The organism is Aeromicrobium sp. NPDC092404 (assembly GCF_040684095.1).
GTDB lineage: Bacteria > Actinomycetota > Actinomycetes > Propionibacteriales > Nocardioidaceae > Aeromicrobium.
The window spans coordinates 304392-319077 of sequence record NZ_JBFBFI010000002.1 but is presented as its reverse complement, the minus strand read 5'-3'; the positions used below and the strand labels follow the sequence as shown (position 1 = coordinate 319077).

General features: G+C 70.5%; 12 protein-coding genes. 11 read left to right on the top strand and 1 reads right to left on the bottom strand.

Annotated features, from left to right (window positions below; genetic code table 11):
- Positions 1–39 precede the first annotated feature (39 nt).
- The 11 genes from AB0N22_RS11905 to AB0N22_RS11855 all read left to right on the top strand — a co-directional run bounded on the left by AB0N22_RS11905 (position 40) and on the right by AB0N22_RS11855 (position 13354).
- The gene (locus AB0N22_RS11905; protein WP_364640123.1) at positions 40–654 is read left to right on the top strand and encodes a TetR/AcrR family transcriptional regulator; all 615 of its coding nucleotides are present in this window, start codon (positions 40–42) and stop codon (positions 652–654) included.
- Positions 651–1454 carry a TIGR03084 family metal-binding protein gene (locus tag AB0N22_RS11900; RefSeq protein ID WP_364640120.1) on the top strand — a complete coding sequence of 268 codons (804 nt, stop codon included), beginning with the start codon at positions 651–653 and terminating at the stop codon, positions 1452–1454. Before AB0N22_RS11905 ends, AB0N22_RS11900 begins: the two co-directional genes overlap by 4 nt.
- A complete protein-coding gene (locus tag AB0N22_RS11895; protein ID WP_364640117.1) occupies positions 1451–3202 on the top strand; it encodes an acyclic terpene utilization AtuA family protein in 1752 nt (583 codons plus the stop codon). Before AB0N22_RS11900 ends, AB0N22_RS11895 begins: the two co-directional genes overlap by 4 nt.
- Complete coding sequence (locus AB0N22_RS11890; RefSeq protein WP_364640114.1) at positions 3199–4350, top strand: acyl-CoA dehydrogenase family protein; 1152 nt, start codon at positions 3199–3201, stop codon at positions 4348–4350. Before AB0N22_RS11895 ends, AB0N22_RS11890 begins: the two co-directional genes overlap by 4 nt.
- Positions 4350–5399: a winged helix DNA-binding domain-containing protein gene (locus AB0N22_RS11885; RefSeq protein WP_364640111.1), complete on the top strand. Its 1050-nt coding sequence runs from the start codon at positions 4350–4352 to the stop codon at positions 5397–5399. The genes AB0N22_RS11890 and AB0N22_RS11885 overlap by 1 nt, the downstream gene beginning before the upstream one ends.
- Positions 5396–6988, top strand: a complete 1593-nt coding sequence (locus tag AB0N22_RS11880) for a carboxyl transferase domain-containing protein (RefSeq protein ID WP_364640109.1) — start codon at positions 5396–5398, stop codon at positions 6986–6988. The genes AB0N22_RS11885 and AB0N22_RS11880 overlap by 4 nt, the downstream gene beginning before the upstream one ends.
- Positions 6985–8922, top strand: coding sequence for a biotin carboxylase N-terminal domain-containing protein (locus AB0N22_RS11875; RefSeq protein WP_364640107.1), 1938 nt, complete (start codon positions 6985–6987; stop codon positions 8920–8922). Before AB0N22_RS11880 ends, AB0N22_RS11875 begins: the two co-directional genes overlap by 4 nt.
- Complete coding sequence (locus AB0N22_RS11870) at positions 8919–10079, top strand: acyl-CoA dehydrogenase family protein (protein ID WP_364640104.1); 1161 nt, start codon at positions 8919–8921, stop codon at positions 10077–10079. Before AB0N22_RS11875 ends, AB0N22_RS11870 begins: the two co-directional genes overlap by 4 nt.
- Positions 10080–10165: 86 nt before the next feature.
- The gene (locus AB0N22_RS11865) at positions 10166–10912 is read left to right on the top strand and encodes an enoyl-CoA hydratase-related protein (protein WP_364640102.1); all 747 of its coding nucleotides are present in this window, start codon (positions 10166–10168) and stop codon (positions 10910–10912) included.
- A 157-nt stretch (positions 10913–11069) separates the two neighbouring features.
- Complete coding sequence (locus AB0N22_RS11860; RefSeq protein WP_364640099.1) at positions 11070–12557, top strand: ABC transporter substrate-binding protein/permease; 1488 nt, start codon at positions 11070–11072, stop codon at positions 12555–12557.
- Between the two features lie 5 nt (positions 12558–12562).
- Positions 12563–13354 carry an amino acid ABC transporter ATP-binding protein gene (locus AB0N22_RS11855; RefSeq protein WP_364642740.1) on the top strand — a complete coding sequence of 264 codons (792 nt, stop codon included), beginning with the start codon at positions 12563–12565 and terminating at the stop codon, positions 13352–13354.
- Between the two features lies 1 nt (position 13355).
- On the opposite strand, the gene AB0N22_RS11850 is transcribed toward AB0N22_RS11855, so the two are convergent.
- The gene (locus AB0N22_RS11850; protein ID WP_364640096.1) at positions 13356–14621 is read right to left on the bottom strand and encodes a carboxypeptidase-like regulatory domain-containing protein; all 1266 of its coding nucleotides are present in this window, start codon (positions 14619–14621) and stop codon (positions 13356–13358) included.
- Positions 14622–14686 lie beyond the last annotated feature (65 nt).

Sequence of the window (14686 nt, the reverse complement as noted above, 5' to 3'; positions counted from 1 at the left end):
GGCTTGACTGTTTGTGTAGGCGTCCCGCATGCTGGGTCCGTGACGACGGACTCCGGCACCACGACGCGTACGCCCCAGGGCGAGCGCACGCGGGCCATGCGGCTGCGGCTCATGGAGGCGACCGTGGAGTGCCTCGTCGAGCTGGGCTGGGCGGGCACGACCACGACTGTCGTGAGCCAGCGGGCCGGCGTCAGCCGCGGCGCGCAGCTCCACCACTTCCCGAGCAAGCAGGATCTCGTGGTCGCGGCCGTCGGCCACCTGACCGAGCGCCGCCGTGAGGACATGCGCGCGGCAGCGGCCGAGCTGCCGGTCACCGGTCGCACGCGGGCCGTCCTGGAGATCCTCAGCCAGCAGTTCGTGTCGCCGGTGTTCTTCGCAGCGCTCGAGCTGTGGGTCGCGGCGCGCACGGATGCCGACCTCCGCGCCGAGGTGGCACCGCTGGAGCGTCGGGTCGGACGCGAGACCCACGCCTACGCCGTGGAGCTGCTGTCGATCGACGAGGGCCGGGGCGACAACCGCCGCCTGGTCCAGGCCACCCTCGACCTGCTGCGTGGCCTCGGCCTCGCGGCGTCCCTTAGTGACGACGCCGCCCGTCGAGCCGCCGTGCTCGACTCGTGGGCGATCGTCCTCGACCACGAGCTGGAGACGACATGAGCGGCACGACCACGATCCTCGAGGGCATCCTCGCCGATCTCGCCGACGAGAGCCTGCAGCTCGACACCTGGGTGTCGGGCCTCAATGCCGACGGGTGGGCGACGGTGACCACCCCCGAGGGCTGGACCGTGGCCCACCAGATCGGCCACCTCCACTGGACCGACGCCGCGTCGCTTGCCGCGATCACCGACCAGGACGAGTTCGGGCGCGGCATGAAGCTCGCGGCCGAGAACCCCGAGGGATATGTCGACGAGGGCGCCGAGGAGATGGCGCTGCTGCCGCCAGAGGAGCTGCTCGCCATGTGGCGCGAGGGCCGGGTCGCGCTCGACGCCGCCCTGCGCAGCGTGCCGGATGGCGAGAAGATCCCCTGGTTCGGTCCACCCATGAGCCCTGCGTCGATGGCCACGGCGCGGATCATGGAGACCTGGGCCCACAGCCACGACGTGGGGGAGGCGCTCGGGCTCGAGATCCCGCAGACCTCGCGGGCCAAGCACGTGTGCCACATCGGCGTACGCGCTCGTGGCTACGCCCACCTCGTCCGCGGCGAGCAGCTGCCCGAGTCCGAGGTGCGGGTCGAGCTGACCGGTCCCGATGGTGACCTGTGGACCTGGGGACCCGAGGACGCGGAGCAGCGAGTGACCGGCTCGGGCTACGACTTCGCACTGCTGGCCACTCGTCGCCGCCATCCCGACGACGTCGACGTCCGGGCCGAGGGCGCCGACGCGGCGCACTGGCTGACGATCGTGCAGGCGTTCGCGGGTCTGCCGGGCGCCGACCCGGTGAGGCTGGCCGACCGATGATCCGTGTCGGCAACTGCTCTGGCTACTACGGCGACCGGATCTCGGCGATGCGCGAGATGCTCGAGGGTGGTGACCTGGACTACCTGACCGGTGACTACCTCGCCGAGCTCACGATGCTGATCCTCGGACGCGACCGCATGAAGGACGAGTCCTTAGGCTACGCCAGGACCTTCGTCCGGCAGATGACCGACTCGATGGCACTGGCGAAGAGCAACGGCGTTCGCATCGTCGCCAACGCCGGCGGGCTGAACCCGGCCGGCCTCGCGGACAAGCTGCGGGAGATCGCCGCGTCGCAGGACCTGGACGTCTCGATCGCGCACATCGAGGGTGACGACCTGCTCGCCCGTGCCGGCGAGCTCGGCTTCGGCGACGTCATGACGGCGAACGCCTACCTCGGCGCCTTCGGGATCGCGTCGGCCCTGAAGGGAGGGGCCGACGTGGTGGTCACCGGGCGCGTCACCGACGCCTCGGTGGTCGTCGGCCCGGCGATCGCGCACTTCGGCTGGGGGCGGGACGACCTCGACCGGCTGGCCGGCGCGGTGGTGGCCGGCCACGTGATCGAGTGCGGCACGCAGGCGACCGGCGGCAACTTCGCGGGATTCACGAATGTCGACATGTCGACCGCTTTGGGCTTTCCGATCGCGGAGATCGGCGAGGACGGCTCGGCCGTCATCACCAAGCACGCCGGGACGGGCGGCGCGGTCACGGTCGACACCGTCACGGCGCAGCTGGTCTACGAGATCGGCGGCCCGGTCTACCTGGGCCCTGACGTCTCGACCCGCCTCGACACCATGACGCTGACCCAGGACGGTCCGGACCGGGTGGCCATCAGCGGCGTCGTGGGTGCTCCGCCGCCGGAGACCACCAAGGTGTGCCTCAACGCGTTCGGCGGCTTCCGCAACAGCGTCGAGTTCCTGCTGACCGGGCTCGACATCGCCGAGAAGGCCGAGCTCATCCAGCGACAGATGGAGAGCGCCCTGGCCGCCGGTACCGTCCCCGAGACGGTCGACTGGCAGCTCGACCGCACGGACACCGCTGATCCAGCGACCCAGGCGCAGGGGACTGCGCTGCTGCGCTGCCACGTCAAGAGCGCCTCGCCCGACCCGGTCGGTCGCGCCTTCAGCGACGCCGCGATCCAGCTGGCCCTGGCGTCCTATCCCGGCTTCAGCGTCTCCCGGCCGCCCGCGGCCGGCACCCCGTACGGCATCTACCGGCCGGCGTACGTCCCGCAGACCAAGGTGCCGCACGTCGTCGTGCACGCCGACGGCCGCCGCGAGGACATCGCTCCACCGCCGGCCCTCGAGGCCGACGCCAGGACGTCCGACGTCCCTTCGGCCGGCTCACGGACCGACGAGCTGCGGGACTGGATCGCCCAGACCGTCCGGACACCCCTCGGCCGGCTGGTGTACGCGCGATCGGGCGACAAGGGCGGCGACGCCAACATCGGGGTGTGGATCCCCGCCGATCATCCGGCCCGTGACGACGCCTATGCCTGGCTCGTGAGCTTCCTCGACGAGGCCACGGTGCGCGAGCTGCTTCGCGAGGCGGCGACGCTCGACATCGAGATCCACCCCCTGCCCAACCTCGCGGCGGTCAACGTCGTGATCCACGGACTGCTGGGCGAGGGCGTGGCGTCGTCGACCCGTCTCGACCCCCAAGCCAAGGCAGTCGGCGAGTGGTTGCGGGCGCGTGACTGCGCCATCCCGGCAACCCTGCTGCCCGCCGCGGTGGCCGAGGCGGCGCTGTGAACGCCTGGGACACTCCCGAGCGCCGGGCGCTGCGCGAGATGGTCACCTCCTTCACCGAGAAGGAGGTCGTCCCGCACCTCCCTGCCTGGGAGGACGCCGGCGAGGTGCCCCGCGAGCTGCACCGCAAGGCCGCGGAGGCAGGGCTGCTCGGTGTCGCGTTCCCCGAGGACGTCGGTGGACAGGGCGGCGACCTGATCGACTCGGCGATCGTCACCGAGGCGATGCTGCAGGCCGGCGGCTCGACGGGGCTGATCGCGGCCCTGTTCACCCACGGCATCGCGCTCCCGCACATCGTCGCGTCCGCGAACACCGACCTGATCGACCGCTACGTCCGCCCGACGCTCGCCGGGGAGCTCATCGGCTCGCTCGGCATCACCGAGCCCGGTGGCGGGTCGGACGTCGCCAACATCCGGACCAAGGCGGTCCGCGACGGTGACGACTTCGTGGTCGAGGGCGCCAAGACGTTCATCACCTCGGGCGTCCGTGCCGACTTCGTGACGACGGCGGTGCGCACGGGTGGCGAGGGCTACGGCGGCATCAGCCTGCTGGTCATCGACAAGGGCACGCCGGGGTTCGCGGTCGCGCGGCCGCTCAAGAAGATGGGCTGGCACTGCTCCGACACCGCCGAGCTGAGCTTCGACGGCGTCCGCGTCCCGGCAGCCCACGTCGTGGGCGAGGTCGACGGCGGGTTCGTCCTGGTGATGCAGCAGTTCGTCAGCGAGCGGCTGAGCCTGGCGGTGCAGGCGTACTCGACGGCGCAGCGCTCGCTCGATCTCGCCGTGGCGTACGCCCGGGAGCGCGAGACGTTCGGCAAGCCGCTCATCGCGCGCCAGGTCGTCCGGCACAAGCTCGTCGACATGCACCGCCGCACGTCGGCCGCGCGGGCCCTGACCCGCCAGGCGGTCGAGCGGGCGGTCGCCGGTGACGCCACGGATCCGGCTGTGATCCTCGATGCGGTGCTGGCCAAGAACCAAGCGGTCGAGGCGTGCGAGTGGGTCGTGTCCGAAGCCGTCCAGATCTTCGGCGGCATGGGCTACATGCGCGAGTCGGAGATCGATCGGCACTACCGTGATGCCCGCATCCTCGGCATCGGCGGCGGGGCCACCGAGGTCCTCAACGACCTGGCCGCGAAGCTGCTGGGGTACTGATGTCGATCCGCCAGCGCCGTCTCCGCAACCAGCACCTCGTCGGTGAGCCCGCCGGGTCGCCCGAGCAGGTCGTCTGGCGGCTGTGCGCGGTGCAGGCCCAGGACTACGCCGGCGCTGCCTGGGCCATCGGCCAGCGGACCGCCGAATGCACTCGCTCCGACGTCGACGCCGCCTGTGCCGCAGGCCATCTCGTCCGGACGCACGTCATGCGGCCGACGTGGCACGTCGTGCGCGCCGAGGACCTGCCGTGGCTGATGGCCGCGACCGCGCACCGGGTCCATGTCGCCAACACCTCGATGTACACCAAGCTGGATCTCGACGAGGCCACCCGTGGCCGGACGACCGAGGCGCTCGTCGCTGCACTGGCCGATGGCGCGCACCTGACCCGCACCGAGCTCGGGAAGCGGCTCGGCGAGGACGGCGTGCGGATGGGCTACATCCTGATGAGCGCTGAGATCGACGGGGTGATCGTCAGCGGAGCCATGCAAGGCAAGCAGCACACGTACGCGCTCGCGGCGGACCGGCTGCCGAGCGCCGCGGCGGTCGATCGCGACGAGGCTGCCGCGATGCTCGCCGCCCGCTACCTCGCCGGCCACGGCCCGGCCCTCGTCGAGGACCTCGCCTGGTGGTCAGGGCTGACCAAGGCCGAGGCGAGCCGTGCCCTGGCCGACTCGGGCGCGTCGCACGAGGAGCTCGACGGTCGTACGTACTGGGCGCTCGACCAAGACGACGCGACGGACGCCGGTGCCAGCGCCCACCTGCTCCCCAACTACGACGAGTACTTCATCGCCTATCGCGACCGCTCGACCCTCGCGGCCGCCTTCGATGTCGAGCCGCCCGAAGGATTCTTCCACCGGCACGTCGTCGCGATCGACGGATTCGTCCTGGGCGCCTGGCAGGCGACCGTGAAGCGCAGCAACGTCGCCGTGGAGATCACGCTGCTCGTCGATGCAGAACCCCCAGCTCAGGCGCTGCTGCGCGCAGCCGCCGACCGTCACGCCCGCCACCTCGACCTCTCACTCGACCTCACGATCGGGAAGGCTTCATGACCACGACCCAGGTCGACACCACGTCGGCAACGTACGAGACCAACCGAGCCCTCATGCTCGAGCGACTCGCCGACCTCGCGGAGCAGCACGCCGCGGCGCTGGCCGGCGGCGGCGAGCGCTACGTCGAGCGCCACCATGCCCGCGGCAAGCTGACGGCGCGCGAGCGCATCGAGCTGTTGGTCGATCCCGACTCGCCGTTCCTCGAGCTGTCGACCCTGGCGGCGTGGGGCACCGACTTCGCCGTCGGCGCCTCGCTCGTGACGGGCATCGGCGTGGTCGAGGGCGTCGAGTGCATGATCGTGGCCAACGACCCGACGGTGAAGGGCGGCTCGACCAACCCGAGCACCCTCAAGAAGGGCCATCGCGCGGCGCAGATCGCCCACGAGTGCGGCCTGCCGACGATCAACCTGGTCGAGTCCGGTGGCGCTGACCTGCCGACCCAGAAGGACATCTTCATCCCCGGCGGCGGCTCGTTCCGCGGCATCACCCGCGCCAGCGCCGACCGTCGGCCGACCGTCGCCCTGGTGTTCGGCAACTCGACGGCCGGCGGTGCGTACGTCCCCGGCATGAGCGACTACGTCGTCATGGTCAAGGAGGGCGCCAAGGTGTTCCTCGGCGGGCCCCCGCTGGTCAAGATGGCGACGGGCGAGGAGTCCGACGACGAGTCGCTGGGCGGGGCGGAGATGCACGCCCGCACGTCCGGACTGGCCGACTACCTCGCCGTCGACGAGCTCGACGCCATCCGCATCGGGCGGTCGATCGTCCGGCGGCTCAACTGGCGCAAGCGCGGAGCCACGCCGGCGCCGACGTACGCCGAGCCCGTGCTCGACCCTGAGGAGCTGCTTGGCATCGTGCCGACCGACCTCAAGATCCCGTTCGACCCGCGCGAGGTCATCGCCCGCATCGTCGACGGGTCGGAGTTCGACGAGTTCAAGCCGCTCTACGGCTCGTCCCTCGTGACGGGCTTCGCCCAGCTGCACGGCCACCCGATCGGCATCCTTGCCAACGCTCAGGGCGTGCTGTTCAGCGAGGAGGCGCAGAAGGCGACGCAGTTCATCCAGCTCGCCAACCAGACCGACACGCCCCTGCTGTTCCTGCACAACACGACGGGCTACATGGTCGGTGCGGAGTACGAGCAGGGCGGCATCATCAAGCACGGCGCGCAGATGATCAACGCGGTGTCCAACTCGACCGTCCCGCACCTGTCGGTCGTGATCGGCGCGTCCTACGGTGCCGGGCACTACGGCATGAGCGGCCGGGCGTACGACCCGCGGTTCATGTTCAGCTGGCCCAACGCCAAGTCCGCCGTCATGGGTCCGGCCCAGCTCGCCGGCGTCATCTCGATCGTGGCGCGCGGCGCCGCCGAGGCGAAGGGCCAGCCGTACGACGAGGAGGGCGACAAGGCGATGCGTGCCTTCGTCGAGGAGCAGATCGAGAAGGAGTCCCTGGCCTACTTCACGTCCGGGATGCTCTACGACGACGGGGTGATCGACCCACGTGACACTCGCACGATCCTCGGCATCTGCCTGAGCGCCATCAACACCCGCCCCGTCGAGGGCGCCAAGGGATACGGAGTGTTCCGCCCATGATCACGTCCATCCTCGTCGCGAACCGGGGGGAGATCGCCCGCCGGGTCTTCCGCACGTGCCGCGAGCTGGGCATCACGACCGTCGCGGTGCACTCCGACGCCGATGCCGGGGCGCCCTTCGTCGCCGAGGCCGACGTCGCCGTGCGGCTGCCCGGCAGCTCCCCGGCCGACACCTACCTGCGCGGGGACCTCGTCGTCGCGGCAGCACTCAAGGCCGGAGCCGATGCGATCCATCCCGGCTACGGCTTCCTGTCCGAGAACGCCGAGTTCGCCCGCAGCGTCGTCGAGGCCGGTCTGACCTGGATCGGGCCGGCGCCCGAGACGATCGACGCCATGGGTTCCAAGATCCGGGCCAAGGAGCTCATGGCCGCAGGCGGCGTGCCGATCCTCGAGGTCGACCCGTCGACGGCGACGCCTGACGACTTCCCGCTGCTGGTCAAGGCCTCCGCGGGCGGCGGCGGCCGCGGCATGCGGGTCGTCACGGATGCTGCCGACCTCGAGGGCGAGCTCGCGGCGGCCGGCGCCGAGGCGCTCTCGACGTTCGGCGACGCCACGGTGTTCGTCGAGCCCTACCTGCCGACCGCGCGCCACATCGAGGTGCAGGTCATGGCCGACACCCATGGCACCTGCTGGGTCGTCGGCGACCGGGACTGCTCGATCCAGCGTCGACACCAGAAGGTCGTCGAGGAGGCTCCCGCGCCGGCGGTCAGCGATCCCGTGCGCGCGACGCTGCACGACGCGGCTCGGGCAGCGGTCAAGGCCGTCGACTACGTCGGCGCCGGCACCGTGGAGTTCCTCGTCGCCGACGCGCACCTCGACACCGGCACGGTCTGGTTCCTCGAGATGAACACCCGGCTCCAGGTCGAGCACCCCGTCACCGAGGAGGTGTTCGGCGTCGATCTGGTCGCCGAGCAGGTCCGGGTCGCCGAGGGCGCCCAGCTCGGGGACGAGCCCGCAGGTCCGCACGGCCATGCGGTCGAGGTGCGGCTCTATGCCGAGGACCCGGCCGACGACTGGCAGCCCCAGACCGGCACGGTCCGTACGTTCGAGGTCCCGGCCGGCGTGCGCGTCGACGCGGGGGTCGAGGCGGGATCGGTCGTCGGCATCCACTACGACGCGATGATCGCCAAGGTCGTCGCGCACGGGGCCGATCGAGCGACGGCTGTCCGCAAGCTGGGCGACGCCCTCCGGCGCACCCGCATCCACGGCGTCTCGACCAACCTCGACTTCCTGCGCTCGATCCTCGCCGACGAGGAGTTCGTCGCCGCACGCGTGCACACGGCGCTGCTCGACGAGCGGCTCACCGAGTGGTCGCAGCCGCGGCTCGACGACCGGGCCGTCCGCCTGATGGCACTCGCGGCGGCTCTCGCCGAAGCGAGCACGGCCACGGCGAACGCGAAGGTGCTGAGCCGCATCCCCACCGCGTTCCGCAACGTCCCGAGCCAGCCCCGCACCCGCACGTACGTCGGCGACATCACGGTCTCCTACTCCGCGGGTCTCGCGCAGCACGACCTCGACGGCGTGACCGTCGTCGAGGCCTCGCCGACGCGGGTCGTGGTCGACGACGACGGCATCCTCCAGACGTACGGAGTCGCGGTGGGTGAGAGCTGGGTCGACGTCGACGGGCCCCAAGGCTCTCTGACGCTGACCCCCGTGCCGACGTTCGTGAACCCGGCGGACGTCGTGGCCGAGGGGTCCCTCCTCGCGCCGATGCCCGCCTCGGTCATCAGCGTCGCCGTCGCCGACGGGCAGCACGTCACCAAGGGCGATGTCGTGGTCGTCCTCGAGGCCATGAAGATGCAGCACACCATCACGGCGCCGACCGACGGCGTCGTGTCCGGACTCTCGGTCGCGCCCGGCGCGCAGGTCGAGTCCGGCGCCGTCCTCGCCGTCATCGCGGCGAGCTCAACGAACGAAGTGGGGGAAGAGTCATGAACAGCTTCACCGAGTCTGACGAACGTCTGGCGCTCCGCAAGGCCGTGGCCGACCTCGGCGCGAAGTACGGGCGCGACTACTTCGAGAAGGCTGCGCAGGAGGGCCGCAAGACCACCGAGCTCTGGGACGAGGCCGGCAAGCTCGGCTATCTCGGAGTCGCGGTCCCCGAGGAGTTCGGCGGCGGCGGTGGCGACATCGGTGACCTGGCAGCGGTCTGCGAGGAGCTCGCCGCGGCCGGGAGCCCGCTGCTGCTGATGGTCGTGTCGCCGGCGATCGTCGGCACGATCATCGCCCAGTACGGGACCCAGGAGCAGAAGGAGCGCTGGCTGCCCGGTCTCGCCGACGGCACCTCGACGTTCGCGTTCTCGATCACCGAGCCCGACGCCGGGTCGAACTCGCACCAGATCATCACGACGGCCTACCGGGAGGACGACGGCTGGCGCCTGAAGGGCACCAAGACGTACATCTCCGGCGTCGACGAGGCCAGCCACGTGCTGGTCGTCGCCCGCACCGAGGACGCCCGCACCGGCAAGCTCAAGCCCGCGCTGTTCCTCGTGCCGACCGACGCCGAGGGCTTCACCCATCAGGAGATCGACATGGGGATCACGTCGCCGGAGAAGCAGTTCACGCTGTTCTTCGACGACGTCCGCGTGCCCGCCGACACCCTGATCGGCAGCGAGGACGCCGGCATCGACCAGCTGTTCGCCGGGCTCAACCCCGAGCGCATCATGGGCGCCGCGTTCGCGACCGGCACGGCGCGCCTCGCGTTGGCCAAGGCGTGCGAGTACGCCAAGCAGCGCCAGGTCTGGAAGGCGCCGATCGGCTCGCACCAGGCGATCGCGCACCCGTTGGCGCAGACGTTCATCGAGATCGAGATGGCCAGGCTCATGACCCAGAAGGCGGCAGCGCTCTACGTCGCCGGCGACTTCATGGGTGCGGGCGAGGCCGCGAACATGGCGAAGTACGCCGCGGGCGAGGCCGTGTGCAACGCCGTCGACCGCGCGATCCAGACGCACGGCGGCAACGGCCTGGCCAACGAGTACGGTCTGGTGCAGATGCTCGCCGGCTCGCGCCTGTCGCGCATCGCACCGGTCAGCAAGGAGATGGTGCTCAACTTCATCGCCCAGTTCTCCCTGGGCCTCCCCAAGTCCTACTAGCAACCCCCGCTGAGCGTGACCTTCTGCCGGCGACACGCCGGTCGCAGCCTGCAGAACGTCACTCCCAGCGGAGCGGAAGGAGACCCATGACCGAGCTGGTGCACCTCGAGGTGGCCGAGCAGGTGGCCACCGTCTCGCTCGACAGCGAGGCCAACCGCAACGCCCTGAGCCGGCAGCTCGTCACCGAGCTCGCCGCCCACCTCGCGACGGCGGACGCCGATCCAGCCGTCAAGGCGATCCTCGTCCGCTCGGCCGGTCCGGTGTTCTGCTCCGGAGCCGACATGACCGAGGCGATCAGCGGCGGCATGGCCGAGGGCGCCGCGGCGATCGTCGCCCTGCAGCGGCAGATCGCCACCGCTGCCAAGCCGGTCGTCGTCGAGCTCGGGGGCCCCGTACGCGCCGGCGGTCTCGGCATCGTCGGTGCCGCGGACCTCGTCATCGCGGCCGAGTCGGTGACGTTCCAGCTGACGGAGGTACGTCTGGGACTCGCGGCGGCGATCATCTCCCTCAGCCTCATCCCGCGCTTCAGCGATCGCGCGGCGGCCGACCTGTTCCTCACCGCACGCAAGTTCGACGCAGCAGAGGCCGCGGAGGTCGGCCTCGTCACCCGTGCCGTCCCCGACGCGGAACTCGAGGCCGAGGTCGCACGGGTGCTCACCGACCTCTGCAAGGCCTACCCGCAAGGCCTGCGCGAGAGCAAGCGCATCCTCAACCGCGACCTGGTGGCCCGCATCGACGCCTTCGGTGACGAGGTCGCGGCGACGTCGGCCGAGCTGTTCGGCAGCGACGAGGCCCGTGAGGCCATGAGCGCGTTCCTCGCCAAGAAGGGCTAGCCCGTCGGTCAGACCCAGCTGCACCTGGTCTGTCTCGGTGCTCGCCGAGGACGCCCGCCTCGAGTCCGCCCTGCGAGACATCGGCAGGCCGGCTGAATCAGGGCTACTGTCACGTCTATCGGGGAAACCCTCGGTGGACCACCACAGAGGAGACGCAATGCGCCATGCCGTGAGGGTGCTCGTCCTGGCGTTCGTGGGGATGATCGTGCTGCCCGGCAGCGCCACCGCTGCCGCGACGCACCTGACACAGGCCGGCGACGATCGGCCCGTCGTGCGCGTGGGCACCGAAGGTGTCTATCCGCCGTTCTCGTTCCACGACGCCGAGACCGACGAGCTCACGGGCTTCGACATCGAGGTCATCAAGGCCGTCGCCAAGAAGGCCGGGTGGCGTCTCGAGTTCGTCGAGACGACGTTCGACGCGATCTTCACCGCGCTCGAGGCCGACCGCATCGACGTCATCGCCAACCAGGTCACCTTCAACCCCGAGCGCGACGCCAAGTACGGCCTCGGCACGACGTACACCTACTCGCGCGGCGTCATCGTGGTCAAGAAGGGCACCAAGGGCATCAAGACCCTCGCCGACATCAAGGGCAAGACCGCCGCTGAGTCGATCACCACGAGCTGGGCGGACGTGGCTCGCAAGGCCGGCGCCAAGATCCAGGCCGTCGAGGGGTTCTCGCAGGCCGCCGCCCTCGTGGTGCAGGGGCGGGCCGACCTGCTGATCAACGACAACATCGCGGCGCTCGACTACCTCAACACGACCGGCAAGGACGACATCGAGATCGTCGGCAACGCCGGCGACGAGGTCAGCGAGCAGGTCCTGGCGTTCCGCAAGGGCGACCCGCTGCTCGAGGAGTCCAACAAGGCGTTGGCCGAGCTCAAGGCCGACGGCACGCTCGCCAAGATCTCGGAGAAGTACTTCAAGACCGACGTCACGGTCGAGAACGCGGGCGACGTCGACGTGTCCGGCGGCCGGGCGGTGCGCAGCGACACCGAGGTCATCCAGGACGCGGCCTGGCCGATGCTCAGGAAGGCCCTGCTCGTCACGATCCCGATCACGTTCATCAGCTTCGCGTTCGGGCTGGTCCTCGCGGTGGGGGCGGCCCTGGCCAGGATCTCCGGCAACCGCGTCCTCAGCGCGATCGCGAAGGCGTACATCTCGATCATCCGAGGCACGCCGCTGCTCGTGCAGCTCTTCATCATCTTCCTCGGCCTGCCCGAGATCGGCATCAAGTTCTCGCCGTGGACCTCGGCGATCCTGGCCCTGAGCCTCAACGTGGGCGGCTACGCGGCCGAGGTGGTCCGATCGGCGATCCTGTCGGTTCCCAAGGGCCAGTTCGAGGCGGCGTCGACGGTCGGCATGGGCTATTGGCAGACCCATCGGCGCATCATCTTCCCCCAGGCCGCCCGGACCGCGGTTCCCCCGCTGTCGAACACCTTGATCTCGTTGCTCAAGGACACCTCGCTGCTCGCGGTCGTCACCGTGACCGAGTTGACCCGCCAGGCCCAGTTCGCCGCCGCCAACAGCAACGCGTACCTCCCCCTCTACTGCGTGGCGGCGCTCTACTACTGGGTCATGTGCGTGGGCCTCTCCACGATCCAAGGCAGACTCGAGACCCGACTGAACAGGTTCGTGGCCAGATGACCGACATGCAGCAGACCAGCAGCGACATGGGCAACCTCCGCGTACGCGCGAGGGGCATCCAGAAGTCGTTCGGCGACAACCACGTGCTCCGCGGCATCGACCTCGACGTCGCCGCCGGCAGCACGACGGTCCTGATCGGCCCCTCGGGCTCGGGCAAGACCACGATCCTGCGGTCGCTCAACGTCCTCGAGCGGCCGGACGCCGGCACGATCCGCATCGACGACGTCGAGGTCGACTTCGGCACGTTGCCCGAGAAGGGTTCCTCCGTCAGGCAACAGGTGGCTGAGCTGCGGGCGCAGAGCGGCATGGTGTTCCAGGCACACAACCTGTTCCCCCACAAGACCGTGCTGCAGAACGTCATCGAGGGACCGGTCCAGGTGCAGAAGCGCCCGCTCGAGGAGGCCGTCGCTGACGCCAGGGCGCTGCTCGAGCAGGTCGGACTCAGCGACAAGATCGACCAGCACCCGTTCCAGCTCTCGGGCGGTCAGCAGCAGCGGGTCGGCATCGCCCGGGCCCTGGCACTGAAGCCCCGCGTCATGCTCTTCGACGAGCCCACGTCGGCGCTCGACCCCGAGCTCGTCGGCGAGGTGCTGTCGGTCATCAAGGACCTGGCAGCAGAGGGCTGGACCACGGTGCTCGTCACGCACGAGATCCGCTTCGCCGAGCACGTGGCCGACCAGGTGCTGTTCCTCGACGAGGGTGCCGTCGTCGAGCGCGGACCCAGTGCCCAGGTCATCGCGGACCCGCGCGAGGAGCGTACGAGGCAGTTCCTCAAGCGGATCCTCGACCCGGCCTGAGTCAGCGCAGCTTGGCTCGCGCTGAACCCGGGCGGATGTGCTTGTCGCCCGAGTAGTCGACCGTGACCTTCTTGCTCAACGCCGGTGAGCCCTTGGCCGAGCCGAACAGCGTGATCGCGGTGCCGCCGTCGGTGAGGGGGAGCTCGGTGCTGAACAGCTTGGTCGAGACCGTGACCGACCCGGTCGCAGGGGCGCCGGTCGCGCGCTCGGTCACGGTGACGTCGACGACGGCCTTCTTCTTGCGGACGTCGACGTCGAGATCGATCGAGGCCGTCGACACGAGCGTCACGCCGACCTTGCGGCGAGTCTTGCCGTGCTTGACCTTGATCGTGTCGGCCTTGGCGAAGGACCGCCCGCCGTGCCATCCCGGTGCGAAGTCGCCGTCAGCCTCGTCGTCCGCGACCAGCCGGTAGGTGCCGGCCGGAAGCTCCTCGACGACGAACGCGCCACCGGTGCCCGAGACCGCCGTGGCGACCGCGCGTTCCTTGTCGTCCAGCACCGTGACCTGCATGCCGCGCAGCCCGCGGCCGCGCGAGCTCTGGACCGTTCCACTGATCGCTGCGGTGTGGCGGCGGTGCTTGCCCTTCTTCTCGGGCTTCTGCTTGGCGGCCCTGCGCTTGTCCTTCGTGTTCTTCTCGCGGGGCTTCTCGGCAACCGGAGGTGCCTCTGGCTCGGGCTCGGGCTCGAATTCGGGCTCGGGTTCCGGCTCGGGTTCGGGCTCGGGTTCCGGCTCGACCTCGACGGGATCCACGAGGTCGTTGTCCAGCGGGGGCGGCTCGAGGTCCGGCTCGTCGTCGGCGGGCGTCGTCAGGTGCAGTGAACGCAGCGGCTCCAGCTCGACGACCGGGCTGTGCTGCTCCTGCCCGGTCTCTCCCTCGTCCCGATCGTCGTCGGACTCCGGCTCGTCGTCGCGGTCGTGCTGTGCCGGCCCCTCGACGTCAGCGGTCTCGGCTTCTGCCGCCGGAACCTCGGGATCCTGCTCAGGATCCTCGTCGAGGTCCTGCACGAAGGCGGCCGCCGTGCGTACGGACTTGGGCATGATGACGGGCGCGGCGGGGGCGACGGACTCGCGGTCGTGGGGCTCGTCGCTCGAGGGGCGCGAGATGACCGGCATCTCGGCGGCCGGCTCGCGGCGCCGCGGCTCGGACCTGAACCCGATGCCGTGCGACGGCGCGACGAGGGGGATCGGGCCGAACTCGTGAGGCGGGCCGGCCTGCGCGGCGATGATGCGGTCCTCACCTGGCGAGGTCTCCGGCGTCGGTGCCACGACCGTCAATCGTGCGGGCGCACGAGGCGGGCCGGGCGCTGCCGGACGTTCGAGCTCAGGTGCCG

What these genes read in the sequence shown, in the direction of transcription:
- AB0N22_RS11870 (WP_364640104.1), top strand. Translation starts at nt 8,919, where the DNA reads ATGAACAGCTTCACCGAGTCTGACGAACGTCTGGCGCTCCGCAAGGCC.
- AB0N22_RS11880 (WP_364640109.1), top strand. Translation starts at nt 5,396, where the DNA reads ATGACCACGACCCAGGTCGACACCACGTCGGCAACGTACGAGACCAAC.
- AB0N22_RS11855 (WP_364642740.1), top strand. Translation starts at nt 12,563, where the DNA reads ATGCAGCAGACCAGCAGCGACATGGGCAACCTCCGCGTACGCGCGAGG.
- AB0N22_RS11860 (WP_364640099.1), top strand. Translation starts at nt 11,070, where the DNA reads ATGCGCCATGCCGTGAGGGTGCTCGTCCTGGCGTTCGTGGGGATGATC.
- AB0N22_RS11875 (WP_364640107.1), top strand. Translation starts at nt 6,985, where the DNA reads ATGATCACGTCCATCCTCGTCGCGAACCGGGGGGAGATCGCCCGCCGG.
- AB0N22_RS11865 (WP_364640102.1), top strand. Translation starts at nt 10,166, where the DNA reads ATGACCGAGCTGGTGCACCTCGAGGTGGCCGAGCAGGTGGCCACCGTC.
- AB0N22_RS11900 (WP_364640120.1), top strand. Translation starts at nt 651, where the DNA reads ATGAGCGGCACGACCACGATCCTCGAGGGCATCCTCGCCGATCTCGCC.
- AB0N22_RS11895 (WP_364640117.1), top strand. Translation starts at nt 1,451, where the DNA reads ATGATCCGTGTCGGCAACTGCTCTGGCTACTACGGCGACCGGATCTCG.
- AB0N22_RS11885 (WP_364640111.1), top strand. Translation starts at nt 4,350, where the DNA reads ATGTCGATCCGCCAGCGCCGTCTCCGCAACCAGCACCTCGTCGGTGAG.